The 24,233-nt window shown below is 37.5% G+C and carries 23 protein-coding genes and 1 riboswitch; of the genes, 18 read left to right on the top strand and 5 right to left on the bottom strand.

Annotation, left to right across the window (positions count from 1 at the left end; translation table 11 throughout):
• Positions 1–3 precede the first annotated feature (3 nt).
• From IGJ03_RS09580 to IGJ03_RS09545, 8 genes are all read left to right on the top strand, one after another.
• Complete coding sequence (locus IGJ03_RS09580; protein WP_002359606.1) at positions 4–912, top strand: F0F1 ATP synthase subunit gamma; 909 nt, start codon at positions 4–6, stop codon at positions 910–912.
• A gap of 73 nt (positions 913–985) precedes the next feature.
• On the top strand, positions 986–2,392 hold the full coding sequence (gene atpD, locus IGJ03_RS09575) for a F0F1 ATP synthase subunit beta (protein ID WP_002356558.1): 1,407 nt from the start codon (positions 986–988) through the stop codon (positions 2,390–2,392).
• A 16-nt stretch (positions 2,393–2,408) separates the two neighbouring features.
• On the top strand, positions 2,409–2,828 hold the full coding sequence (locus IGJ03_RS09570) for a F0F1 ATP synthase subunit epsilon (RefSeq protein WP_002356559.1): 420 nt from the start codon (positions 2,409–2,411) through the stop codon (positions 2,826–2,828).
• Between the two features lie 188 nt (positions 2,829–3,016).
• The gene (locus IGJ03_RS09565) at positions 3,017–3,253 is read left to right on the top strand and encodes a DUF1146 family protein (protein WP_002356560.1); all 237 of its coding nucleotides are present in this window, start codon (positions 3,017–3,019) and stop codon (positions 3,251–3,253) included.
• Positions 3,254–3,355: 102 nt separating this feature from the next.
• Positions 3,356–4,657 carry a UDP-N-acetylglucosamine 1-carboxyvinyltransferase gene (murA, locus tag IGJ03_RS09560; RefSeq protein WP_002356562.1) on the top strand — a complete coding sequence of 434 codons (1,302 nt, stop codon included), beginning with the start codon at positions 3,356–3,358 and terminating at the stop codon, positions 4,655–4,657.
• A 13-nt stretch (positions 4,658–4,670) separates the two neighbouring features.
• Complete coding sequence (locus IGJ03_RS09555) at positions 4,671–4,847, top strand: DNA-directed RNA polymerase subunit beta (protein WP_002356564.1); 177 nt, start codon at positions 4,671–4,673, stop codon at positions 4,845–4,847.
• A gap of 127 nt (positions 4,848–4,974) precedes the next feature.
• Positions 4,975–5,343, top strand: coding sequence for a PTS glucitol/sorbitol transporter subunit IIA (locus IGJ03_RS09550; protein ID WP_002356567.1), 369 nt, complete (start codon positions 4,975–4,977; stop codon positions 5,341–5,343).
• A gap of 4 nt (positions 5,344–5,347) precedes the next feature.
• Positions 5,348–6,517 carry an AI-2E family transporter gene (locus IGJ03_RS09545; protein ID WP_002381494.1) on the top strand — a complete coding sequence of 390 codons (1,170 nt, stop codon included), beginning with the start codon at positions 5,348–5,350 and terminating at the stop codon, positions 6,515–6,517.
• A gap of 61 nt (positions 6,518–6,578) precedes the next feature.
• Here the strand turns inward: IGJ03_RS09545 and IGJ03_RS09540 are convergent, their stop codons facing one another.
• Positions 6,579–7,205 carry an FMN-dependent NADH-azoreductase gene (locus tag IGJ03_RS09540; RefSeq protein WP_002356569.1) on the bottom strand — a complete coding sequence of 209 codons (627 nt, stop codon included), beginning with the start codon at positions 7,203–7,205 and terminating at the stop codon, positions 6,579–6,581.
• Positions 7,206–7,506: 301 nt separating this feature from the next.
• Between IGJ03_RS09540 and licT the strand changes: the two genes are divergently transcribed.
• The 10 genes from licT to manA all read left to right on the top strand — a co-directional run bounded on the left by licT (position 7,507) and on the right by manA (position 20,268).
• Positions 7,507–8,349, top strand: a complete 843-nt coding sequence (licT, locus tag IGJ03_RS09535) for a BglG family transcription antiterminator LicT (protein ID WP_002397991.1) — start codon at positions 7,507–7,509, stop codon at positions 8,347–8,349.
• Positions 8,350–8,511: 162 nt separating this feature from the next.
• On the top strand, positions 8,512–10,392 hold the full coding sequence (locus IGJ03_RS09530; protein WP_002359609.1) for a beta-glucoside-specific PTS transporter subunit IIABC: 1,881 nt from the start codon (positions 8,512–8,514) through the stop codon (positions 10,390–10,392).
• A 24-nt stretch (positions 10,393–10,416) separates the two neighbouring features.
• On the top strand, positions 10,417–11,862 hold the full coding sequence (locus tag IGJ03_RS09525) for a glycoside hydrolase family 1 protein (RefSeq protein WP_002362575.1): 1,446 nt from the start codon (positions 10,417–10,419) through the stop codon (positions 11,860–11,862).
• Between the two features lie 181 nt (positions 11,863–12,043).
• Complete coding sequence (locus IGJ03_RS09520) at positions 12,044–12,613, top strand: guanylate kinase (protein WP_002387147.1); 570 nt, start codon at positions 12,044–12,046, stop codon at positions 12,611–12,613.
• A gap of 147 nt (positions 12,614–12,760) precedes the next feature.
• Positions 12,761–13,438 carry a TetR/AcrR family transcriptional regulator gene (locus tag IGJ03_RS09515; protein WP_002379720.1) on the top strand — a complete coding sequence of 226 codons (678 nt, stop codon included), beginning with the start codon at positions 12,761–12,763 and terminating at the stop codon, positions 13,436–13,438.
• Between the two features lie 20 nt (positions 13,439–13,458).
• Positions 13,459–15,186, top strand: coding sequence for an ABC transporter ATP-binding protein (locus IGJ03_RS09510; RefSeq protein ID WP_002379719.1), 1,728 nt, complete (start codon positions 13,459–13,461; stop codon positions 15,184–15,186).
• A complete protein-coding gene (locus IGJ03_RS09505) occupies positions 15,183–17,051 on the top strand; it encodes an ABC transporter ATP-binding protein (RefSeq protein WP_002359616.1) in 1,869 nt (622 codons plus the stop codon). The genes IGJ03_RS09510 and IGJ03_RS09505 overlap by 4 nt, the downstream gene beginning before the upstream one ends.
• Before the next feature lie 161 nt (positions 17,052–17,212).
• On the top strand, positions 17,213–18,082 hold the full coding sequence (locus IGJ03_RS09500; RefSeq protein WP_002359617.1) for a VOC family protein: 870 nt from the start codon (positions 17,213–17,215) through the stop codon (positions 18,080–18,082).
• A gap of 129 nt (positions 18,083–18,211) precedes the next feature.
• Positions 18,212–19,255 carry a serine hydrolase domain-containing protein gene (locus tag IGJ03_RS09495; protein WP_010777864.1) on the top strand — a complete coding sequence of 348 codons (1,044 nt, stop codon included), beginning with the start codon at positions 18,212–18,214 and terminating at the stop codon, positions 19,253–19,255.
• A 41-nt stretch (positions 19,256–19,296) separates the two neighbouring features.
• On the top strand, positions 19,297–20,268 hold the full coding sequence (gene manA, locus IGJ03_RS09490) for a mannose-6-phosphate isomerase, class I (RefSeq protein WP_002356580.1): 972 nt from the start codon (positions 19,297–19,299) through the stop codon (positions 20,266–20,268).
• A 55-nt stretch (positions 20,269–20,323) separates the two neighbouring features.
• On the opposite strand, the gene IGJ03_RS09485 is transcribed toward manA, so the two are convergent.
• From IGJ03_RS09485 to IGJ03_RS09470, 4 genes are all read right to left on the bottom strand, one after another.
• Entirely contained in the window at positions 20,324–20,869 is a 546-nt protein-coding gene (locus tag IGJ03_RS09485; RefSeq protein ID WP_002356581.1) for an ECF transporter S component, read from the bottom strand.
• 2 nt (positions 20,870–20,871) lie between these two features.
• Entirely contained in the window at positions 20,872–21,846 is a 975-nt protein-coding gene (locus IGJ03_RS09480; protein WP_010777863.1) for a nucleoside hydrolase, read from the bottom strand.
• 77 nt (positions 21,847–21,923) lie between these two features.
• Positions 21,924–21,968: riboswitch (PreQ1 riboswitch) on the bottom strand.
• 114 nt (positions 21,969–22,082) lie between these two features.
• The gene (locus IGJ03_RS09475; protein WP_002356583.1) at positions 22,083–22,775 is read right to left on the bottom strand and encodes a type 1 glutamine amidotransferase; all 693 of its coding nucleotides are present in this window, start codon (positions 22,773–22,775) and stop codon (positions 22,083–22,085) included.
• Complete coding sequence (locus IGJ03_RS09470; protein WP_002362254.1) at positions 22,765–24,117, bottom strand: Mur ligase family protein; 1,353 nt, start codon at positions 24,115–24,117, stop codon at positions 22,765–22,767. The genes IGJ03_RS09475 and IGJ03_RS09470 overlap by 11 nt, the downstream gene beginning before the upstream one ends.
• Between the last annotated feature and the right edge of the window lie 116 nt (positions 24,118–24,233).

Here is a 24,233-nt window from a genome sequence, read left to right as displayed (position 1 = left end):
ACATTGGGTGCTTCATTAAACGAAATCAAACAACGCATTGCATCAACAAAAAAGACAAGCCAAATTACCAAAGCGATGCAAATGGTTTCTGCAGCCAAATTGACCAAGTCAGAAGGCGCCTCTAAAAGCTTTCAAGAATATTCTTCAAAAATTCGTAGTGTCGTTACGCATTTAGTAGCTGCTCAGTTAAGTGAATTACGTGAAACAGAACAATCTTCTCTTAGTGAAGGGAACTATCATGTGATGTTAGCACAACGACCTGTCAAAAAAACAGGCTATATCGTTATCACTTCTGACAAAGGGTTAGTTGGTGGCTACAATAGCTCAATCTTAAAACAAACCATGAGTATGATTCAAGAAGACCATGATTCTAATAAAGAATATGCCTTAATCGCCATTGGTGGTACAGGGGCGGATTTCTTTAAAGCACGCGGAATCGATGTTTCCTATGAGCTAAGAGGCTTAACGGATCAACCAACGTTTGAAGAAGTCCGTAAGATTGTGACAACGGCAACGACTATGTACCAAAACGAAGTGTTTGATGAATTGTATGTTTGTTATAATCACCACGTTAACTCACTAACGAGTCAGTTTCGTGTGGAAAAAATGTTGCCAATTACTGATTTAGATCCATCAGAGGCGACCTCTTACGAACAAGAATATCTTTTAGAGCCTTCACCTGAAGCAATCTTGGATCAATTATTACCACAATATGCAGAAAGCTTAATTTATGGGGCGATCATTGATGCGAAAACAGCAGAACATGCTGCTGGGATGACCGCCATGAAAACAGCCACTGACAATGCGCAAAATATTATTAGCGATTTAACAATTTCTTATAACCGTGCTCGTCAAGGGGCGATTACCCAAGAAATTACAGAAATTGTTGCTGGTGCAGCTGCACTAGAATAATCTAGTCTTACGTTTGAACGTTTATAAAAACGTTCAAAGCGTGTGACTTTATGAAGACTGGAGGAAAGAAATTATGAGTTCAGGAAAGATTGTTCAAGTAATCGGTCCCGTTGTTGACGTGGAATTTTCATTAGATCAATCCTTACCCGATATTAACAACGCTTTAGTCGTTTATAAAAATGGCGAAGCAAAACAAAAAGTAGTACTTGAAGTCGCTTTAGAACTAGGTGATGGAGTGATTCGTTCTATCGCCATGGAATCGACAGATGGTTTACAACGTGGAATGGAAGTTATCGATACAGGAAAATCAATTTCAGTTCCTGTTGGTAAAGATACATTGGGTCGTGTGTTTAACGTTTTAGGAGACACAATTGACTTAGAAGCGCCATTTCCTGCAGATGCTGAACGTAGTGGGATTCATAAAAAAGCGCCAGCATTTGATGAATTAAGTACCAGTAATGAAATTTTAGAAACAGGGATTAAAGTTATTGACTTATTAGCACCTTATCTAAAAGGTGGTAAAGTCGGACTTTTCGGTGGTGCCGGTGTTGGTAAAACCGTCTTAATTCAAGAATTAATTCATAATATTGCCCAAGAACATGGAGGGATTTCCGTCTTTACTGGTGTTGGTGAACGGACACGTGAAGGGAACGACCTGTACTATGAAATGAAAGATTCAGGCGTTATTGAAAAAACAGCCATGGTTTTTGGTCAAATGAACGAACCACCAGGTGCACGGATGCGTGTGGCCTTAACTGGGTTAACGATTGCTGAATATTTCCGTGATGTGGAAGGACAAGACGTGCTATTATTTATTGATAACATTTTCCGTTTCACCCAAGCCGGTTCAGAAGTTTCTGCCCTTTTAGGTCGGATGCCGTCAGCCGTTGGTTACCAACCAACCTTAGCGACTGAAATGGGACAATTACAAGAACGGATTACTTCAACGAAAAAAGGATCAATTACCTCTATTCAAGCAATCTATGTTCCAGCCGATGACTATACCGATCCAGCGCCAGCAACAGCGTTTGCCCATTTGGATGCAACAACTAACTTGGAACGTAAATTAACCGAACAAGGGATTTATCCAGCGGTAGATCCGTTAGCTTCATCTTCTAGTGCCTTGGCTCCTGAAATTGTTGGAGAAGAACACTACGAAGTGGCTACCGAAGTGCAACATATTTTACAACGTTACCGTGAATTACAAGATATCATCGCTATTTTAGGGATGGACGAATTATCAGATGACGAAAAAGTACTTGTTGGTCGCGCACGCCGTGTTCAATTCTTCTTATCTCAAAACTTTAACGTTGCTGAACAATTTACAGGTCAACCTGGTTCTTATGTACCAGTTGCGGAAACAGTTCGTGGCTTTAAAGAAATTCTTGAAGGTAAACATGACAATCTGCCAGAAGAAGCCTTCCGTAGTGTCGGTAAAATTGAAGATGCCATCGAAAAAGCGAAACAATTAAACTACTAGAAAGGCGGCAAACACAATGGATAGTCTTACTGTGAATGTAGTAACGCCTAATGGTCTAGTTTATGACCACCATGCAAAAATCGTTGTGGCGAAAACAACAGATGGTGAAATTGGTATTTTACCAAAACATGCGCCAATCATCGTTCCGCTAGCGATTGATGAAGTCCGCATCAAACGGACCGATTCAGATACACATGTTGACTGGGTAGCTGTAAATGGTGGTATCATGGAAGTCCGTGATAATGTCGTTTCTATTATTGCCGATAGTGCCGAACGTGAACGAGATATCGATGTACCTCGTGCTGAACGAGCAAAACAACGAGCAGAACGTTTAATTGAAGAAGCCAAAGCAAAAGACGACCGCGATCAACTACGTCGTGCGACTGTTGCTTTGCATCGTGCAATCAACCGGATCAACGTATCGAAACATGGGTAAAAAAGGCTGAAGGATTCAGTCACTTTTGTAGAGTTTAAGGCGCTTGCTATTGAGTCAGGTGCCTTAAACTCTATTTCTTCGTATTTTTTAATAAATAGTGTCAAATTTTGGCATTTCAAGTGGATTAATTATCGGTTTTTATTATTTTGTGATAAAATGTTCCTACGTTAGAAAAAAGGAGGCTCCTTATGCAATACTATGGAGTAGATGCTATTGTTCGAATCGTTAGTCATCTTATGTTCATTTACATAAGTTTTTGGGCGTTGCAATCATTGCGTATTGAGCAATTTTTCAAAACCCAATTTACACCGCAAATCAGAATGTTGATGGTATTTTTCGCCATCGCTATCGGATACACAGTTAGCTCGTTTGCTTTAGAATTGATTGCGCTTTGTCGAAATCTTTTCATTGTGTATTTTCCTTAAAAATTGAAAAATAAAAAAAGGTACAATTTTTAGTTGAATAATGGTATAATAGTAAAGATTTTGAATAGGAATACCTATTCTCATTTTTTTGGGGGGAACAAAATGGAACAAATTATTGTTCATGGTGGTAATACAAAATTAGAAGGAACTGTAAAAATTGAAGGCGCCAAAAACGCTGTTTTACCAATTTTAGCAGCTACTCTTTTAGCTGAAGAAGGCGTTACTACTTTAAAAAATGTACCAATTTTATCTGATGTATTTACAATGAATCAAGTAATTAAACATTTGAATGTAGCCATTGATTTTGATGAAGACGCGAATGAAGTAACAATAGACGCAACACAACCTTTAGGGATCGAAGCAAACTATGAGTACGTTAGTAAAATGCGTGCTTCTATCGTTGTAATGGGACCTTTATTGGCTCGTAATGGCCATGCCAAAGTGGCAATGCCAGGTGGCTGTGCCATTGGGAAACGACCAATTGATTTACACTTAAAAGGCTTCCAAGCATTAGGTGCAAAAATCATCCAAAAAAATGGTTATATTGAAGCAATTGCGGATGAACTAATCGGTAACACTATTTACTTAGACTTCCCAAGTGTCGGCGCTACGCAAAACATTATGATGGCTGCTGTTCGTGCGAAAGGAACAACCATCATTGAAAACGTTGCTCGTGAACCTGAAATCGTTGACTTAGCAAACATTTTAAACAAAATGGGTGCCAATGTTATCGGTGCTGGAACAGAAACGATGCGTATCGAAGGCGTCGATAAATTACATGCCGTAGAGCATTCAATCGTTCAAGATCGAATTGAAGCAGGTACGTTCATGGTAGCTGCAGCAATGACTGAGGGCAATGTTTTAATTGAAGAAGCAATTTCTGAACATAATCGTCCGCTAATTTCTAAATTAACTGAAATGGGTGCAATCATTGAAGAAGAAGAAAACGGCATCCGTGTAATTGGACCAAAACATCTAAAACCAACAGATGTTAAGACAATGCCGCATCCTGGTTTCCCAACAGACATGCAAGCGCAAATGACAGCGATCCAAATGTTTGCTGAAGGAACAAGCATCGTGACAGAAACAGTCTTTGAAAATCGTTACCAACACTTAGAGGAAATGCGTCGAATGAACGCTGACTTAAAAATTGACGGCAACATTGCCGTTATTAATGGTGGCAACGAGTTACAAGGAGCAGCAGTGGAAGCCACTGATTTACGGGCAGCTGCCGCATTGATTTTAGTAGGGTTACGTGCAAATGGCATTACACGTGTCTCTAATTTGAAATATTTAGATCGTGGCTATTATGAGTTCCATAAAAAACTTCAAAAATTAGGCGCGAACGTTGAACGTGTCAATGATGAAAAAATTGAAGAAAAACAAGCAACGACAGTAATCTAAAGGAGTCAAACGTATGAGTTCATTTCGTTATATTTTAGTAACATTATTGAAAATTCTAGTGGTCATTTCGTTAGTCATTATCTTATTTGTTGTGGGAACAATGATTGGTTATGGTTTGATTGGAAATGGGAATCCAATGGATGTCTTTGATGAAAAAATTTGGACTCATATTATGAACTTCTTTAAATAAAAACTTATTTTAAGGCGGTGAACAAAAGTCAATTGACGATTGTTCACCGCCTTTTCTTTTTCCTGAATATCTATTTTATTCTATGCTATAATAATAGAAGTAAGATAATGAAGGAGTGGGATGGAAGATGCAAGCAACCGTAACAGAAATAGGCAAACATGCAATCGATGATTCAGAAAAAATGATTATTCTTTTTGGAGAAACTGCTACCGATACCTTGAAGCAACATGCAGTTATTCAATCATTCCCAGAAAAAGACCAAGTTACCTTGGCAGAAGGAGATCATCTGAAAATTGGCGATACAAATTATACAATCACAAAAGTGGGTTCTTTTGCCAATAGTAACTTGCAAAGTATCGCTCACAGCACTTTAATCTTTGCTGATGCACCAACCGATGAGGATGATGTTATCCGAAATGGTGTTTATTTAACGCCCCATCAGTTACCAAAGATAACCATTGGAACAACAATTGATTATTTAGTAAATGGAGCGTGAATCAATGGATAAAAAACAAACGACTGATAAACGCCTGTCTTGGTTTTGGCGTTGGTTTTTAAATAATCAAGTAGTAACAGCCTTACTGATTGTCTTATTGGTGCTGTTAATTATTCTAACTTTTACGAAAGTTTCTTATTTATTTAAGCCCGTCTGGCAGTTTTTCGGCGTTGTCGGCTTACCAGTAATTATGGCGGGGATTTTATATTATTTATTAAATCCGATTGTCGATTATTTAGAGAAAAAACAAATCTCGCGTGTCTGGAGTATTATCGGCCTATTTATTTTAATTGTGGCACTACTCATTTGGGGTGGTATTGTAATCGTTCCTAAAATTCGTGAGCAATCTGTCAGCTTTGTGAATCATTTTCCTCAATATATTGATACAATTGATCAAAAATCGCAGGAAATATTAAGTGATCCACTTTTTGCGCAATTTAGAGAACAACTTGAAGCGGCAGGCGATAAAGTTGTCAGTTCGTTAGGTACCATCATTAAAAACGTCTCAACGTTCACAGTACAAGGAATTGGTAATTTCTTTGGGGCGGTGGCTACGATCTTTGTCGCCATCATTACGATGCCGTTTATTCTATTTTATTTACTGAAAGATGGCAAAAACTTAGCGCCATATTTAATGAAGTTTTTACCAGTGAAGATGCGTAAACCAACCTTAAAAGTTCTTGCAGAAGTCAATGATCAAGTCTCTTCTTATATTAGAGGACAGTTAACTGTCGCTTTCGCAGTGGCAATTATGTTTATGATTGGTTTTTCTGTCATTGGCTTAGATTATGCAGTCACTTTAGGTATTGCAGCAGGCTTTTTAAATTTAATCCCTTATTTAGGGTCATTTTTAGCCATGATTCCAGCAGTCTTTTTAGGAATTGTCAGTGGGCCAGCTTTGTTAATTAAAGTCTTGATTGTTTTTGCCATTGAGCAAACGGTCGAAGGTCGGTTTATTTCACCACTTGTCCTAGGCAGTCAGTTATCCATTCATCCAGTCACCATTTTGGTTGTTTTATTAACGTCTGGTAAACTATTTGGGATTGTCGGGGTGATTTTAGGAATTCCTGTTTATGCCGCAGCTAAGGTGATAATTACACACATTTTTGAGTGGTACCAAATTGTTTCCGGTTTGTATGATGAAGATAAGCCAGATCAACAAGAATCTACGTAACAAAAGAGACAAGCAGTGAACGAACTGCTTGTCTCTTTTTGATGTAAATCACTCGGAAAATTTAGAATGTTTTACCGTATTCAGTTGCTTTGGTCATGGCAGTATTTAAAAGTTCTTCCGCGCGATCAGGGAAATGATCGATTCCTTCGATGAATAATCCGTCAACTTGCTCAACACCAATAAAGTTTAGAATCGCTTTAATGTATTGAGAAGCAAAATCTTTTCCTTCGTAGAAGCCGCCATTTGATTGGATGTGTAAGGCTTTTTTACCACTTGTTAGAGGTTTTGGTCCTTCTGCAGTATATTGGAATGTTTTTCCAGCAACGTTGATTGTATCTACCCAAGCTTTTAAGCGTGTCGGTACGTTTAAGTTCCACATTGGATTAGCAATTACTACTTTGTCGGCAGATAAAAATTGATCAGTTAATTCATTAAAACGAGCCACTTTTTGTTGTTGGTTTTCGCTTAATGTTTCAAATGCTGCGCCAGCGCGAAGTGCACCCCAAGCAGATAATAATTCTTCATCGATTTCCGGCATGTTTGTTTCTGGTGCATAAACATCTAAAATTTCGATTTCGTCTGATGGATTTGTTTCACGGTATGAAGCTAAAAATGTTTCTAACGCACGAACTGAGCGTGATTCTTCTTTTGTTAATGGATGTGCTTTAACAACTAATAATTTTGACATTGTGTAATCTCCTTAAAATAAATAGTTTAAAAATTCAACATCTCTATTTTACTAATAAAAAGTAAGAGAAAGCAAGTCTTTTTTTTACTTTTAGTAAACTTTTTTTTAAAATGGATCAAAAGAGTAAAAAATAAATAAAAATATTTTTTTGGAAAGGCTTGCATATTAAAAAAAAGCATGCTATTATTACTTTGTAAATAAGGATTGTTACTGCTTTGCAGGCAAAACCAGAGTCTTCCATTAACACAATCAGTGGAGGGATTCTGGGCTTTTTTTATAAAAAAGTGAGGTTGCATTCATCATGAGGATTGAAAAAGTTTTAAATAATAATGTCGTGCTTTCAAGAAATGAGCAAGGCGAAGAAATTGTTTATATGGGACGCGGCTTAGCCTTTCAAAAGAAGATTGGAGACACGATCAATCCAGATTATGTTGAAAAGGAATTCGTGTTAAAGGACTCCGCTATGGCAGGGCAATTCCAGCAGCTGTTTGAAGACGTCCCCACCAAAGAAGTAGAAGTCGTCAAACAAATCGTTGATTTAGCAGAAACAACGCTAGCGATTGAGCTTTCATCAAATATTTATTTAACTTTAACGGATCATATTCACTATGCGTTACTTCGAGCCAAAGAAGGAATTGATATTCCGAATCCTCTTGTATTCGAAACACGCAAATTTTATCCTAAAGAATTTGAAATCGCAAAGCAAGCATTAGCGATTATTGCTGAAAAGCTAGAGGTTCAATTTTCAGAAAATGAAGCGGGCTTCATTGCTTTTCATATTGTGAATGCTGAACAAGGAAATGGCAATATGGAAGTTACCATGGAAGCAACCAAGATGGTTCGTGATATTTTAACGATTATTAGTCGCTACTTTGGACAGGTGTTTGATGAAGATTCATTGAACTATCAACGAATTGTTACACATCTTCAATATTTTGCGCAACGTTATTTAAAACAAGAAGCGCATGATGAGGAGGACGAATTTCTTTTTGCATTGGTCCAAGGAAAGTATCCTAAGGCGTTTCAAGCGGTCCAACGTATTAATGAGTATTTATTAAAAAGCTATGATCGACCAATTGATCAAGCGGAAATGATTTATTTAACCATTCATATCCAAAGAGTGGTCAATGATAAAAAAGCATAACAACCAATAATCGCGGATTGTTACTGATAATGCAGGCAAAACCTAGATTGAAAAAACCGATAACGATTTTCGCAGACTGCGCAGCTGTGAAGAGAAGGATCTGGCTCTTTTTCAATGTAGGTTTTTTTGATATTAAAAATTAATGGAAATGAGGATCTAGAGATGAGTAAAAATCAAGAAATTGCAGCACGTGTGTTAAAAGCTGTTGGGGGCGAAGGCAACGTTAATAGTGTTGTTCACTGTGCTACACGCTTACGTTTTAAATTAAAAGATGAAAATAAAGCAGATACAGCTGCATTGAATGCTGACCCAGATGTTATTCAGGTAGTTCAAAGTGCAGGACAATATCAAGTGGTTATTGGCAGTCACGTTAGTGATGTCTATAAGGATTTGATGGCCAACAGTGGACTAGGTAATGATTCTGATAATAGAGAAAAAGAAAGTGGCGGAAATATCTTTAACCGTTTAATTGATATTATTTCTTCTATTTTTACACCGTTTTTAGGTGCAATGGCCGGCGCTGGGGTTCTAAAAGGCTTCTTAACATTGGCTGTAACTATGGGCTGGTTAGCTGACACTTCAGGCGTATATCTTGTTCTCTTTTCGATTGCAGATGGTTTATTTACTTTCTTACCAATTATGTTAGCGTTTACGGCTGCTAAAAAATTCAATACTAATCCCTTTTTAGCGGTTGCTTTGGCGATGGCCTTGGTTCATCCCAGCATTACTGCTTTAGCAGGCAAAACAATTAGCTTTGCTGGTCTTCCAGTGATTATTGGGCCAAGTGGCTATACTTCTTCGGTTTTACCAATTATTTTGGCTGTTTTTGCACAAAGTTATGTAGAACGTTTCTTCAAAAAAGTAATTCCGAGTTTTCTACAAATTATCTGCGTTCCGTTAGCTGTTTTCCTTATTATGGCACCTGTTACCTTCTTAGCTATTGGTCCTATCGGGACGGTCATCGGCGATTGGTTGGGACAAGGATACAACGCAATTTACGCTTTTAGTCCAATTATCGCAGGGTTATTAATGGGTTCGTTGTGGCAAGTCTTGGTAATGTTTGGTATGCATTGGGGCTTTGTACCAATTATGATGTTAAACTTAACACAAGGTGGCGATACGATGGTACCGATGTTATTACCAGCCGTTATTGCACAAGGCGGGGCTGCTTTAGCTGTCTTTTTCCTAACAAAAAATGTGAAACTAAAAGGTTTGGCTTTGTCTTCAAGTATTACGACTATTTTTGGAATTACTGAACCAACTGTATATGGCGTGACTTTACCATTGAAAAAACCATTTATTGCAGCTTGTATTGGTGGCGGTATCGGTGGTGCATTTGTGGCTATGAATCACGTGAAAAACTTTACGTTTGGCTTGGTTAGTATGTTGAGCTTGCCTGGCTTTATTCCTGCAGAGACAAAAGATACTGCACCGATGATTACTGGTGCAATTGGTGCCGGAATTGCCTTTATCATTGCGTTTGTCTTAACGTTTGTCTTACGTTTTGAAGATCAACCTAATCCAGAAACAGCAACTGAAAAAACAGAAACTGATAAGATGGTGGCACCTGTAAAAACGAATCAAGAAGACAAAATTATTTTAGCAAGTCCACTTCAAGGTGAAATTTTACCGCTAGAAAAAGTACAAGACCCTGTTTTTGCTTCAGGTGCTTTAGGAAAAGGTGTTGCAATTGAGCCGACTGAAGGCAAACTGTATGCACCCGCAGATGGTGAAATCACCACATTATTTCCGACAGGACATGCTGTTGGCTTGACGACAACAGAGGGCGTTGAATTATTAATGCATATTGGCATGGATACGGTCGAATTAGATGGTAAAGGCTTTGAATTATCAGTGAAACAAGGTGATTCTGTTAAAAAAGGAGATTTGCTAGTTACTTTTGATATTGCTGCCATTAAAGAAGCTGGTTATCCGGTAGTTACACCGATTGTGGTAACGAATACGAATGATTATTTAGATGTTTTGGATATGAACCAAACAGACGTGTTACATGGTGAAGACTTTTTAGCCATTATTAAATAAAAGACAATTGGAGGAGGAACAAGTATGACAACAACGACAAAATTTCCAAAAGGATTTTTATGGGGCGGTGCGACCGCAGCCAATCAATTAGAAGGGGCTTACTTAGCCGATGGTAAAGGGTTATCTGTGGCAGATGCGATGCCGGGAGGAAAACAACGTTTCGCTATTTTAGGAGATGAAGCGTTTGATTGGACGATTGACGAAACGAAATATCGCTACCCTAATCATACAGGAATTGATCACTATGATCGCTTTAAAGAGGACATTGCGTTGTTTGCTAAAATGGGCTTCAAATGTTATCGCTTTTCAATTGCGTGGTCGCGTATTTTTCCACAAGGAGATGAAACACAACCGAATGAAGCCGGCTTGAAATTTTATGATGCGGTTATCGATGAATGTTTAAGCTATAACATTGAACCAGTAATTACGATTTCTCATTATGAAATGCCACTGCATTTAGCGAAAGAATACGGCGGGTGGAAAAATCGTCAATTAGTTGACTTTTATGAACGTTTTGCGGAAACTGTTTTAACACGTTACCACCAAAAAGTTAACTATTGGATGACATTCAATGAAATTAATTCAGCTTTTCATTTCCCAGCGCTTAGTCAAGGATTGGTAAAAAGCAATGGAGCCAATGATTATCAAAACATTTTCCAAGCATGGCATAATCAATTTGTTGCAAGTAGTAAAGCTGTAAAAATTGGCCATGAATTAAATCCAGAATTACAAATTGGATGTATGATTATTTATGCCACAACGTATGGCATTGATTCGAATCCAGTCAATCAAGTTGCTACAATGATTGAAAACCAAGAGTTTAATTATTATTGTACAGATGTTCAAGTTCGTGGTGAATATCCAGCATACGCAGAACGCATGTATCAAAAATATGCTGTGAAAGACTTAGTTATTGAAGAAGGAGATTTAGAATTATTAAAAGAATACCCAGTGGATTACATTGGCTTTAGTTATTATATGTCGACTGCTGTCGATGTTACTGGTACTACCAACGATACAGCAAATGGGAATCTTTTAGGCGGCGTTAAAAATCCCTTCTTAGAAGCAAGTGAATGGGGTTGGCAAATTGATCCCGAAGGCTTACGAATCGCCCTAAATGAATTATATAATCGTTATCAAAAACCTTTATTTATTGTGGAAAACGGCTTAGGTGCAATTGATAAAGTAGACGAAAATTTCTATGTGGCAGACGACTATCGGATTGATTATTTACGTCGTCATATTGAAGCAATGGCAGAAGCAGTTGCAGACGGCGTCGATTTAATGGGCTATACGCCGTGGGGCTGTATCGATTTAGTCAGTGCTTCCACAGGTGAAATGAGTAAACGGTATGGGTTTATTTACGTTGATTTAGACGATGAAGGAAATGGTACTAAAAACCGTTATGAAAAAAAATCGTTTAATTGGTACAAACAAGTTATTGAAACTAATGGACAAAACTTAGACTAGTTATTGTAATTAAACAAAACAAGATAAGCGTAGTAGGTTGTTGCTTCTGTTTCCGCTGTTTATTAATTTTTAAGCTTGGACCAAAAATCTAAAGTGATTTTTGGCCCAAGCTCTTTTTTGTCAATTTTTCAAAATAGTGCACAATACGTTATAATAGAAACAACTGAGAGGAGCGTTTCTAATGATTAAGCAATTACAACATCCATTTTTTGTTATTATGGGTCCGAGTGGTTCTGGCAAGACCGCAATTACAAGTAAGGTTTTTCCGAAAAACTATAAAGTTATCTCGCATACTACGAGGAAAAAACGATTGGATGAAGTGGATGGCGTGGATTACTATTTTGAAACAAAAGCAAGTTTTCAAGCCTTGATTGAAACCAATCAGTTAGTGGAGTATGATTTTTACCATGGAAACTATTACGGTGTCGGTGTAGCTGCCATCGTTGAAACAACGAAAGAGCATCCAGCCTATAATGCGTTAACTTTTCCAGGCTTTCAAGCGGTCTTTGAGCGTTTCGGCGAGTCCGTCATTCCAGTTTTTTTTGACGTTTCAAAAGAAAATATTTATCAACGTTTAAAACAACGAGAATCTGATCCTAAAATTATTGAAGAACGTTTAAACCTTTATGATCAAGAAATTCTTATCAAAAACCAATTGGAACAATATCCTAATTATCAACGAATAGATGCCAATGGACCTATAAAAGAGGTCGCTGGCTTGTTACAAGAATGCATCAAACACTATTATTAATCAAGCAACTGGTGAGACAGAATCTAACATCAATTTTGTCTTGCTAGGTGCTTGATTTTTTTTGTAAAAAACTTGCATTCTGAATAGAGAGTGCTATAATGACATGGTGTCATATGACAATGTGTCATAAAAGGGAGGAACACAAATATGCCTACGAATACGTTTTTTCATTTGCCAGAAGAAAAGCAACAACGCTTATTAGATGCTGCGCAAATTGAATTTTCGCGCCATTCTTTACAAGAAGCGTCAATTGCAAATATTGTTAAATTAGCGGGAATTCCGCGCGGTAGCTTTTATCAATATTTTGAGAACAAAGAAGATTTGTATTTTTATTACTTTGCGACATTAAGAAAAAATAGTGAACGAGATTTAGAGAAACAAATTATTGCGGAAAATGGTGATTTAATCGAAGCCATGGATGTCTATTTCTCCAAAATGATTGTCGAAGTGCTAACTGGAGAGAATGCTTCTTTCTATCGGAATTTATTTGTCAACATGGACTATCGTGCTTCACGTCGGGTGACGGATAATTTAGCGACTGGGGAAGAGGAAAAAAATAGGAAACAGCACTGTCATAAGCATAGAGGAAGAAAAGGCCATGCTGCCTATGCAGAACATCTTTATCAAATAATTGATCATTCGAAATTAACCATTGAAACGCCAAAAGAATTCACATGGTTCATGCAGACGGCGATGCATGCCGTTTTCTCAACAATTGTTGATGGGTATCGTCAACAAAGAGAAAATACTGCCTATGATTCAACTGAAGCAGTCAAACAATTAAAAATGAAATTAAGTTGGTTGAAAAATGGCGCTTATAAGTAGCAAAAAGGAGGAGAAGTTAGTTGATTAAACTAGTCAAACGGATGTCATTATGGTCGGTCTTTGCAGCGGTTGTATTTATGATCGTACAAATTATCGCAGATTTATATCTGCCCACATTAACATCTAATATCATTAATGACGGTGTCGCTAAAGGAGATATTAACTATATTTGGAGTACAGGAGTTGTCATGTTAGGCTTTTCTTTGATTAGCATTGTCGCTTCTATTGGAAATACCTTTTTTGCCACCAAAGAATCACAAAGTTTAGGAAAAAAATTACGGACTGATATTTATCGAAAAGTTGAAAATTTTTCTAATAATGAATTTGATAAATTTGGGACAGCTTCGCTAATTACACGAACAACCAATGATGTCAATCAGATTCAAATGGTTATGCAAATGTTTTTACGTTTAATGATTAACGCACCTTTAACGTTAATTGGTGCAAGTTTTATGGCGTATAACAAGGACCCACAATTAACGAAAATTTTTCTATATGTTTTACCAATTATGGCTGTTTTAGTGGGAGGTATCATGTTTTTAGCGGTTCCGTTATTTAAAAGCATGCAAAAGAAAACAGACCGTTTAAATTTAGTTTTTCGTGAAGGACTGACAGGAGTTCGTGTGATTCGGGCCTTTGGCAAAGCAAACTATGAAGAACAACGTTTTGATGAAGCCAATAAGGATTATACACAAACGGCGATTAAAGTGAATACGATTGTCGCTTTGATGATTCCTTTAATGACACTCATTATGAGTGGTACCAATATTGCAATCACCTGGTTTGGCGGTCATTATATTGCGGAAATGCAACTAGAGGTAGGTAACTTAATTGCCTTTATGACTTATGCCATGCAAATTCTGATGAGTTTCATGATGTTATCCATGATTTTTGTCATGGTACCGCGGGCGCAAGCTTCTGCTGATCGGATTAATGAGGTGCTAAATACTGATTCAGAAATCAAAGATGTACCCAATCCAGAACTACTCTCTCTAAAAGGCGACAAAGCAACATTGGCGTTTGAACATGTTAATTATCGTTACCAGCATGCTGAAAACTTAGCACTGGAAGATATAGATTTTTCAGCAAAATCTGGGGAGACGGTCGCGATTATTGGTGGGACTGGTTCTGGGAAAACAACGCTGGTTAATCTTTTACCACGCTTTTATGATGTTGAATCTGGCAAGATTTTGCTAAATGGTAAAAACATTAAAGATACGTCACAGCATAATTTACGAGAAATGATTGGCTTTGTACCGCAAAAGGCTGTTTTATTTACAGGAACGATTCGTGAAAATATGCAATACGGCGCCCCAAATGCGACCGATGAAGAAATTTGGCAAGCCTTAGAAATTGCGCAGGCGAAGGCGTTTGTTTCAGAATTGGCAGAAGGTTTGGATAGTCATGTCGAACAAGGCGGCGGTAATTTCTCTGGCGGACAACGCCAGCGGTTGGCTATTGCTCGTGCTTTAGTAAAACCAGCAGATGTCTATGTTTTTGATGATTCCTTTTCTGCATTGGATTTCAAAACAGATGCTAATTTAAGAAAAGCCTTAAAAGAGCAGATGACGGATGCAATTGTCGTTTTAGTAGCCCAACGTGTAAGTACGGTTATGGAAGCATCGACAATTTTAGTATTAGACGAAGGGAAATTAGTTGGTAAAGGAACGCATGAAGAGTTATTAGCGAATAACCAAACGTATCAAGAAATTGTACATTCTCAATTGAGAGAGGAGGACCTTGCATGAGTAGTCGACCAAAAGGCGGACCAATGGGCGGTGGACCAGGACGCAACATTGGCGCAAAAGGGCCAAAACCAAAAAATTTCTGGAAAACAGTGAAACGTTTATTTCGATACATGTCTAAACGAATGCTGTCAATTATTGCTGTCTTAGTATTAGCAATTGCAGCCGTCGTTTTCCAAATTCAAACACCAAAAGTATTAGGACAGGCAACAACTGAAATTTTTAAAGGCGTCATGAAAGGCGCTGCTGAAATGAAACAAGGCTTAAAAATAACATCTTTTCCAATTGATTTTGACAAAATTGGTCAAATTTTATTAATTGTTATTGCCATGTACCTTATTTCTGCTGTCTTTAATTTCTTGCAGCAAGTAATTATGACACGTGTTTCACAGCGAACAGTTTATGAATTACGTCAAGAATTAGAAGCGAAAATGAACAAAGTTCCAATTTCCTATTATGATACTCATAGTAATGGGGACATTATGTCACGGGCAATTAACGACATGGATAATATTGCGAGTACTTTACAGCAAAACTTAACCCAATTAATTACCAGTATCGTGACATTTGTGGGTGTACTTTGGATGATGCTGACCATTAGCTGGCAGTTAACACTAATTGCCTTAGCAACAGTGCCATTAAGTTTAATTGTTGTGATGGTTGTGGCGCCTCGCTCGCAAAAACATTTTGCGGCTCAACAAAAAAGCTTAGGATTATTGAATAACCAAGTCGAAGAAACCTACGGTGGTCACGTAGTAGTAAAAAGTTTCAACCACGAAGAAAGTGATCAAGAAGTATTTGAAAAAGAAAATGAAAAATTATATCATGCTGGTCGCAAAGCACAATTTATTTCAGCGATCATTATGCCTTTAATGAACTTTATCAAAAATCTAGGCTACGTGTTTGTTGCAGTCCTTGGTGGCGTAAAAGTAGCGAATGGTATGATGGATTTAGGGGATGTCCAAGCATTTCTTCAATATACCAATCAATTTTCACAACCGATTACTCAAATCGCTAATTTAATGAATACAATCCAAGCTACGGTGGCTTCGGCAGAACGTGTCTTTGAAGTATTAGATGAAGAAGAAATGGTGGATGAACCTTCTGGCATACCAGTGGAAACAGATAGTCCTTATCGTGTTTCTTTTGAACATGTTGCTTTTGGCTATTCACCAGAGAAATTATTAATGAAAGATTTCAATTTAAATGTTAAACCTGGGGAAATGGTCGCAATCGTGGGCCCAACAGGTGCTGGGAAAACAACCCTAATTAACTTATTGGAACGCTTCTATGATATTAGTAGCGGCAGCATCAAATATGATGGCGTAGATACGCGCGATTTATCTCGCGAAGAGTTGCGAGCACACTTTTCAATGGTTCTTCAAGATACTTGGTTGTTCACTGGAAGTATCTATGACAATATTCATTATGGTAATGAGCAAGCGAGCGAAGAAGAAGTGATCCGTGCGGCGAAAGCAGCCCATGTGGATGATTTTGTCAGAAAATTACCAGAAGGCTATCAAACGATTCTAAATGAAGAAGCCAGCAATATTTCTCAAGGTCAACGACAATTAATTACAATTGCACGAGCATTCTTAGCAAATCCAGACGTTTTAATTTTGGATGAAGCCACCTCAAGTGTGGACACTCGAACAGAAATACTGATTCAAGCAGCAATGAATCGTTTATTGGAAAATCGGACCAGCTTTGTAGTTGCTCATCGCTTGTCGACTATCCGTGATGCCGATACGATTATCGTTATGGCAGAAGGTTCAATTGTGGAAACAGGAACCCACGATGAATTAATGGCGAAAAACGGTTTTTATGCTGACTTATATAACAGTCAGTTTTCAGAAGAAGTAGCCTAAAAGGCGAAGCAAAAAAATATTAATTCATGATGAGGCGTCAGGAACCATAGTCGTAAAGACTGGTTCCTGAAGCCTTATTTTTTAACAAAAAGTTAGCGAAATTGAAAAATTTCTATTTTCTTTTGAGAAAAACAGGATATTACTTGATGAAATAGCAAGAGATGTATAAAATGGGAGAGAAGAAAATGGAGGTAACAGAAAAAATGACTGAATTTCAATTAGAAAAAGCTGCGACATTAAAAACAATTGCCATTCGTGCGAAAAAAGTTGGCGAAATGGTCGACTTTTATAAAAAAGTAATGGGTTTTGTTTTAAAGTCAGAAGAAAATAACCTGTCTATCTGGGGTACACGTGAAGCAGGAACGCAATTATTAATTTTAGAAGAAACTAGAAAAGCCGAAGATTTTCATAATGAAGAAAAGCAAATGGCTTATTTTTCAATTAAAGTTCCTACGGAAAAAGAATTTTTACAAATTGCTCAACGAGTGCTTGAACAAGACTACCCAATTGATGAAAGTTTCCAAATTGGCACACGTCAAAGCATGTTCATTACTGATCTTGAAGGCAATCAATTTGAGATTTTTCACGATGAAGCAACAGCAAATTCGACTTCTGAAAAGCAACCAATTGTGCTTAAAGATCTTATCAGTGAGGACTTAGAGCCACATCAAGGGTTAGCCGCTGGGTCATATTTAGCGCATGTGCAATTAAAAACAAACAATCAAAAAGAAATAAAAGCATACTATGAGGAAGTTCTGGGTTTAAAACGCAATGAAAAAGATCAATTTGTTTTAGAAGATGGCAAAGCAACTATTGGATTCCAAAAACCTGAAACAAGTGAAGTGGATCAATTACCTGATCCACACTTAGGTTTAGATTTCTTTACCATTAAGCTCTCTGATCAAGAACATATTTTAGCAATGGAGCAACAATTAACGGCAAAAAATCAAGAGTTCTTTATTGACCAGAAAAAAGCGATTGTCACTGTGTTTGATCCAATTGGCTTGGAATGGTGGTTTGTCTTAAAATAAACGCTTAGACAGACAAAATAAGCTTGTTTTAGCAAGTCTGGAATAAAGTCGGAATAAAAGTTTAACGCTGCTTTTGTTCGGGACTTATTCTAGACTTTTCCTTTAATATTAAAAATAGTAGGTGAAAAAATGTACGAAAAAACAAAGTGGAAAATTCAAAATATGATGAAAAAAGGTGTTTTTTCGGGGGCTAGTTTTTGTTTCATTGAAGGTGAAAAAGAGGAGAGCAATTGTTGGGGACTCGCACAAGTAAAACCCACCAAAGAACAATTAACCTCGGCCATGCTGTTTGATGTGGCTTCTTTAACCAAAGTAGTCGGCACCACCACCGTTATTTTACAATTAGTGGAAGAAGGAAAAATTATTCTAGATCAATCATTACAAACCTATTATCCCTCTTTTCAAGATCCTAATATTACAATCCGGCATTTGTTGACACATACGGCAGATTTACAAGGCTATATTCCTAATCGTGATCAGCTGAATGCTCAAGAATTAAAAGACGCCTACAATCATTCATTTCACGCAGGCAAAGCAATAGGTAAAAAAGTCGTCTATACAGATGCAGGGACTATTTTATTAGGCTTTATGTTAGAAGAAATGTTCCAACAATCAATGATAGAAATTTTATCTGAGCGAGTATTGCTTCCTTTAGGGATGAACGAAAGTACGTTTCTACCAAAGAATCCTTTAAACTGTGTGCCAACAGAATTACATGAACAACGAGGGTTGATTCGAGGTGCAACCCATGATCCTAAGGCATTTGTTTTACGGGAACATGCAGGGAATGCTGGCTTGTTTAGCAATGTCTATGATTTAACAAAATTTGTTCGAATGTATTTAAATCGAGGCAGTTATCACAATCTCCAATTCTTAAAAAAAGAGACGATTGATTTGTTACTAGTTAACCAAGTGCCAGCTGCAGATAAACCACGTTCTCTAGGCTGGGATTTTAAATATGATGTAGCTACGCAACGGCCATTATTATTCCATACAGGCTATACAGGCACTTTTTTGCTAATTGATGTGCAACAACAATCAGCGTTTATCTTTTTATCTAATCGAGTCCATCCAGAGGACCACCGGAACACTTATATCGAAGAAAGAGATCAGTTGTTGGCAACCTATTTAAAAGAGAAATCATCAGTTTCAGATGAAATGACTAGTTTTTAGTGATATAATGAGAGCGAATTCAATTTGGGAGGTCACAGTCAATGCAAGAACCATTATTTTTACAACCTGTTTTTCAAGAAAAAATTTGGGGCGGCAATCGTCTACACACGCTATTTGGTTTCGATTTACCGAGCGATAAAATTGGTGAAGATTGGGCAATCAGTGCACATCCACATGGCGTTAGTACTGTTTTAAATGGCGAATTTAAAGGAAAAAAATTAGATGAATTGTGGGCAGACCATCAAGAGTTATTCGGCCATGCAGGTGGCGCTGTCTTTCCATTATTAACGAAAATTTTAGATGCTGAAGATGATTTATCCGTGCAAGTTCATCCCGATGATGCATATGGCCAAAAACATGAAGGCGAGCTAGGCAAAACTGAATGTTGGTACATTATTGATGCAGAACCTGGCGCTGAAATCATTTATGGACATCACGCGAAAACAAAAGAAGAACTAGCTGAAATGATTGAAGAAGGTCGTTGGGACGATCTTTTAAGAAAAGTACCAGTGAAAAAAGGCGATTTTTATTATGTACCAAGCGGCACTATTCATGCCATCGGCTCGGGTATTTTAATTTTAGAAACGCAACAAAGCAGTGATACTACGTATCGGGTTTATGATTATGATCGAACAGATGATCAAGGAAAGACCCGGGAATTGCATATTCAACAATCCATTGATGTGACAACCGTTCCGGCAAAGGATCCTGACCTCTCTATTCAACAAGAAAATCAAGGACAATCAAGCATTGTTACTTATGTAAAAACAGATTTCTTTAATGTCTATGAGTGGCGTGTCAGTGGGATTCTAAAAGTCAAAAAACAAGCACCTTATACATTAGCAACAGTTATTGAAGGTGTGGGTCGATTGATTACAGAAGATGCTGCAAAAGCAGATGTAGCTACTTTTGATTTGAAAAAAGGCGATAGCTTTATCTTTCCAACAGATATTCCGAGCTGGCGTTTTGAAGGTGATTTAACGATTATAGCTTCAGAACCTGGCAGTCGCTAAAAAAATGAGGAGATCATCAACAGATGATTTCCTCATTTTTTGGCATTAAAACAGTTTATTTTGTTATAAAGGAACGTTTAGGTAAGGCAGCGATAACAGCTGTGACGATGATGACTGATAGCAGACGATCCCCGTAATCTGTTATCAATTGAACCAACAGGACGCTTGCTAACTGATTTAAGCCTAAACCATATAAAAATTGGACAATTATGCTGGAGCCAGCAGAAGTAATTCCACCAAATAAACAAACTGTGATTAAGGAAGAAATCACTGTTCCTGGTATCGTTAACCACAACGTTTTAAATGGTAATTTGGTTACTTTTAACTGCTGATGAAGGAGCAAGCCTGCTAAAATTCCTGTGCAGAGTTGGACAGGTGAATAATACAGAGAAAAGATATCCGTTGTCAATCCAGTTAATAGACTTGTTAAAATACCTGTCAGTGCACCAAAGAGTGGGCCTAATAACGCACCTGTAAAAATAGTTCCCACGCTATCAAGATAGATTGGTAAGCGAAGGAGCAATGCAATGGTACTGCCAAGGTAATTTAAAGCAACACTAAAAGCGATAATTGTAATGATTCGTGGTGTTATTTTTTTCATGGTTATCCCATCCTTAAATTTTTGAAATCTCTTTCGATCTCATCTATTTGTACATTTAAAAGAATGGATAGAAACTTCACGAAAAACTGTTGACTATCAACCGTAGTCAAGACATGACAATTAGCTGGTTGCTGCTGGAAATGATACTGATCGATCATTGATTGCCCCATAGCAATGCCGTCAGGAACAATTTGTCCGTAACTGGAAAAGCCTTGGCAGAGCGCAGGATCAATAAAATAAGCAACCGCTAAGGGATCGTTGATAACACACCCTAAAATACGTTCATATTTCCAATGAAAATCAAAATAAAATTGAGTAATCTCAGCGAGGTAATTCCCCATTTTGGGGTTGAGTCGTTGGCAATAATTGAGAATTGTTGGTGTAAAAACAATTTCTCGTGTGACATCTAAGCCGACCATTTCGATTTTTGCACCTAATTTCTCAAAAACCCAAGCTGCTGCATCAGGATCACACCAATAATTAAATTCTGCAACAGGAGAGCAATTGCCGTGGCTTTTAAAGGTACCACCCATTGAGACAAAACGTTGAAGATTTCGTCCCAGAAGAGGTTCTTTTTTTAAAGCCAACGCAATGTTTGTTAAAGGACCAAGGGCAATGATTGAGCAATCGGTAGCTTGTTGAAAGGTTTGTGCTAAATAGTCAGCAGCGGAAAGCGCTTGTGCTTGGATTTTGCTAGTTCTGGGGAAATATGTTTCACCTAAACCATCCATGCCATGTGTATCTTGTGCACTAACAAATGGCCGTTTTAAAGGGCTAGCAGCCCCTTGGTAGACAGGAATATCTAAGCGATTAACTTTTTCTAAACATTTAAAAACATTTTCCACGCCAATCTCCACAGGGACATTTCCGCAAACAACTGTAATCGCTTGGACATCTAGCTCTGGTGAAGCAAGTGCATACAAGAGAGCAAGCGTGTCATCAATTCCAGGATCACAATCAATAATTACTTTTTGCATTTTTTCCAATCCTCCTTTTTCGTTAACTGCAAATGATAACTCTTGTTAAAAAAGCTATGACTTGAGTTAGTATTGAGAGATACTTAGTTTTTTATTCTGGGAAGTTTCCGAACCAGTCCGAGAAATTCTCGATTTTAAATGCACCTCTTTATCTTACTATATTTTGTAAAGATGTAAATAGTTGTCGGAGAAATGAAAAAGAATCTAGCCCTATATGTAGGAACTAGATTCTTCTTTTATTTATAAAGCGTTTCAGGAATAGCGATCGGTTCACCATATTTTTTCTCTAAAGCGGTCCGAATTAACCGAATCCCTAGATTTTTGTTGCGTGCTAAGATTGGACCGTGGAAGTAGGAGCCAAACACATTTTTATAGACAACGCCTTCGCCATTATCTTGACCGTTATTGCCTTTGCCTTGTTTGACTGTTCCTAAAGGTCGTTCACCTTCGCCTAAAAAAGTCATGCCGTTATGATTCTCAAAACCATAATACGTTTCATCAAATTCTTCATTATAAATTTCAATATCACCAATGAAACGATTGTTGTCTTGGCTCAAAGTGTAATGATCTAACGCACCGATTCCTTTAATTTTTTCGCCTTGTGCGCCGACATAGTAATGTCCTAGAAGTTGATAACCACCACAGATAGCTAACAAGACGCCGTCATTTTCAATATAAGAAGTCAAAGCTTCTTTTTTATTCTGAATGTCTTCTGAGATGATCAATTGCTCGAAGTCTTGACCGCCACCAACAAAGACTAAATCATATTTTTCGGGATCAAACGGTTCGTAGATACTTATAATTTCTGATCGGAAGGTAACGCCCATTTTTTCGGTTAAATATTTAAGCATCAATAAATTTCCGTTATCTCCGTAAGTATTTAATAAGTTGCCATATAAATGACAAACGACTAATTCTTTAGACACCATTCATTCCCCCTTGAATATACCCTTGGGCTGTTAATGATTTTCTTAATTGCAAAACAGCAGTATAGGTTGCCAAAATATAGACATGATCTGTCGGCAACGTTTTAATTTCTGAAATTACTTGCTCCAAATCAGGAATTTCTAGTAATTTTTCTTCAGGAATACCCGCAACTTTTAAACGCAAGGCCATATCTTCATGGCGATCACCGCCAGCAATTACTTTTGGAATGTCCATATCAGCAAAGGCTTCATGATTACCATCCCAAATCCAACTGACATCAATTCCATCTGCATAATTGGCATTTAATAATGAAACCAGCGAGAAAGAGTAAGGGGCTAAGCCCATCATATCAATGACCTGATTTAAACCAACGGGATTTTTTACTAAAACTAACGTACATTCTTTATCGCCAACTTTAATAGTTTCTTGACGCCCAAAAACTTTTTCATCATAAGCTAAGCCTGCTCGGATTTTATCTGGTGCCACCTGATAGTATTCTGCTACCGCTGTGGCCGCTAGCGCATTATAAACATTATACATCCCACCAACAGCAATGCCATATTCTTCGCCATCAATCACAAAATCAGCAGATGTATTATCCATCCGGACCATTTCCGTTAACTGCACATCCAATTCAGGGCGTTTGAAGCCACAATTTGGGCAATAGTAATCACCTAAATTAGCATACGTAATCATTTTATAATGAAGAATATGATTACATTTTGGACATAAAACCCCATCTGTATTGTAATGAGCCAATTGCTCTTTCGGTGGTAAATGATTAAATCCATAGTATTTGCGAGGATTTACAGTTTCTTTTGAATTAAAAATTGGCGAATCACCATTGCACAAAATAGTTGCTTCAGGAGCAGCAGCGGCGCCTTCCATAATTAAGCGATACGTCGTATAAATTTCACCATAGCGATCCATTTGGTCGCGGAAAATATTCGTAAAAACAAATAATTTTGGTTGAATATATTTAGTGACGCGGCTTAAACTTGCTTCATCAATTTCTAACACCGCAAATTTCTTTTGTCCTTTTTTCGCCTTGGCATTTAAAAAAGTAGAGACAATTCCTTGCTCCATGTTAGCACCCGTTGGATTTGTTAATACCTCATCAAATTCTTGGCGTAAAATGTTAACAGTTAAAGCAGTTGTCAATGTTTTGCCGTTCGTTCCAGTGACTACGACAATTTCATAGTCTTTTGCCAATGTATCTAAAATTTTAGGATCGATTTTTAGGGCTAATTTCCCTGGGTAGCTACTGCCGCCTTTAAAAAATGTTTGTAAAACCCATTGCGAAGTTTTTCCTGCAGCAATTGCTAAATGACTTCGAATCCCCATTTGTTGTCCCCCAATTTCTATATCTTTAATTTTTCGTTATTTTAAATTAAACTCAATCTATCATACCATAACTAAAATAAAAAATTAATTCCTTTTACTTTTTCTTACTATTATTT

Source organism: Enterococcus sp. DIV1315a (assembly GCF_051712325.1).
Classification (GTDB): Bacteria; Bacillota; Bacilli; order Lactobacillales; family Enterococcaceae; genus Enterococcus; species Enterococcus faecalis.
This window is presented reverse-complemented; position numbering and strand designations above follow the sequence as displayed.

What these genes read in the sequence shown, in the direction of transcription:
- IGJ03_RS09525 (WP_002362575.1), top strand. Translation starts at nt 10,417, where the DNA reads ATGACAACAACGACAAAATTTCCAAAAGGATTTTTATGGGGCGGTGCG.
- IGJ03_RS09515 (WP_002379720.1), top strand. Translation starts at nt 12,761, where the DNA reads ATGCCTACGAATACGTTTTTTCATTTGCCAGAAGAAAAGCAACAACGC.
- IGJ03_RS09520 (WP_002387147.1), top strand. Translation starts at nt 12,044, where the DNA reads ATGATTAAGCAATTACAACATCCATTTTTTGTTATTATGGGTCCGAGT.
- IGJ03_RS09475 (WP_002356583.1), bottom strand. Translation starts at nt 22,775, where the DNA reads ATGGTGTCTAAAGAATTAGTCGTTTGTCATTTATATGGCAACTTATTA.
- IGJ03_RS09550 (WP_002356567.1), top strand. Translation starts at nt 4,975, where the DNA reads ATGCAAGCAACCGTAACAGAAATAGGCAAACATGCAATCGATGATTCA.
- IGJ03_RS09555 (WP_002356564.1), top strand. Translation starts at nt 4,671, where the DNA reads ATGAGTTCATTTCGTTATATTTTAGTAACATTATTGAAAATTCTAGTG.
- IGJ03_RS09500 (WP_002359617.1), top strand. Translation starts at nt 17,213, where the DNA reads ATGTATAAAATGGGAGAGAAGAAAATGGAGGTAACAGAAAAAATGACT.
- IGJ03_RS09570 (WP_002356559.1), top strand. Translation starts at nt 2,409, where the DNA reads ATGGATAGTCTTACTGTGAATGTAGTAACGCCTAATGGTCTAGTTTAT.
- IGJ03_RS09505 (WP_002359616.1), top strand. Translation starts at nt 15,183, where the DNA reads ATGAGTAGTCGACCAAAAGGCGGACCAATGGGCGGTGGACCAGGACGC.
- licT (WP_002397991.1), top strand. Translation starts at nt 7,507, where the DNA reads ATGAGGATTGAAAAAGTTTTAAATAATAATGTCGTGCTTTCAAGAAAT.
- IGJ03_RS09495 (WP_010777864.1), top strand. Translation starts at nt 18,212, where the DNA reads ATGTACGAAAAAACAAAGTGGAAAATTCAAAATATGATGAAAAAAGGT.
- IGJ03_RS09480 (WP_010777863.1), bottom strand. Translation starts at nt 21,846, where the DNA reads ATGCAAAAAGTAATTATTGATTGTGATCCTGGAATTGATGACACGCTT.
- IGJ03_RS09540 (WP_002356569.1), bottom strand. Translation starts at nt 7,205, where the DNA reads ATGTCAAAATTATTAGTTGTTAAAGCACATCCATTAACAAAAGAAGAA.
- IGJ03_RS09545 (WP_002381494.1), top strand. Translation starts at nt 5,348, where the DNA reads ATGGATAAAAAACAAACGACTGATAAACGCCTGTCTTGGTTTTGGCGT.
- IGJ03_RS09470 (WP_002362254.1), bottom strand. Translation starts at nt 24,117, where the DNA reads ATGGGGATTCGAAGTCATTTAGCAATTGCTGCAGGAAAAACTTCGCAA.
- IGJ03_RS09565 (WP_002356560.1), top strand. Translation starts at nt 3,017, where the DNA reads ATGCAATACTATGGAGTAGATGCTATTGTTCGAATCGTTAGTCATCTT.
- atpD (WP_002356558.1), top strand. Translation starts at nt 986, where the DNA reads ATGAGTTCAGGAAAGATTGTTCAAGTAATCGGTCCCGTTGTTGACGTG.
- manA (WP_002356580.1), top strand. Translation starts at nt 19,297, where the DNA reads ATGCAAGAACCATTATTTTTACAACCTGTTTTTCAAGAAAAAATTTGG.
- murA (WP_002356562.1), top strand. Translation starts at nt 3,356, where the DNA reads ATGGAACAAATTATTGTTCATGGTGGTAATACAAAATTAGAAGGAACT.
- IGJ03_RS09485 (WP_002356581.1), bottom strand. Translation starts at nt 20,869, where the DNA reads ATGAAAAAAATAACACCACGAATCATTACAATTATCGCTTTTAGTGTT.
- IGJ03_RS09530 (WP_002359609.1), top strand. Translation starts at nt 8,512, where the DNA reads ATGAGTAAAAATCAAGAAATTGCAGCACGTGTGTTAAAAGCTGTTGGG.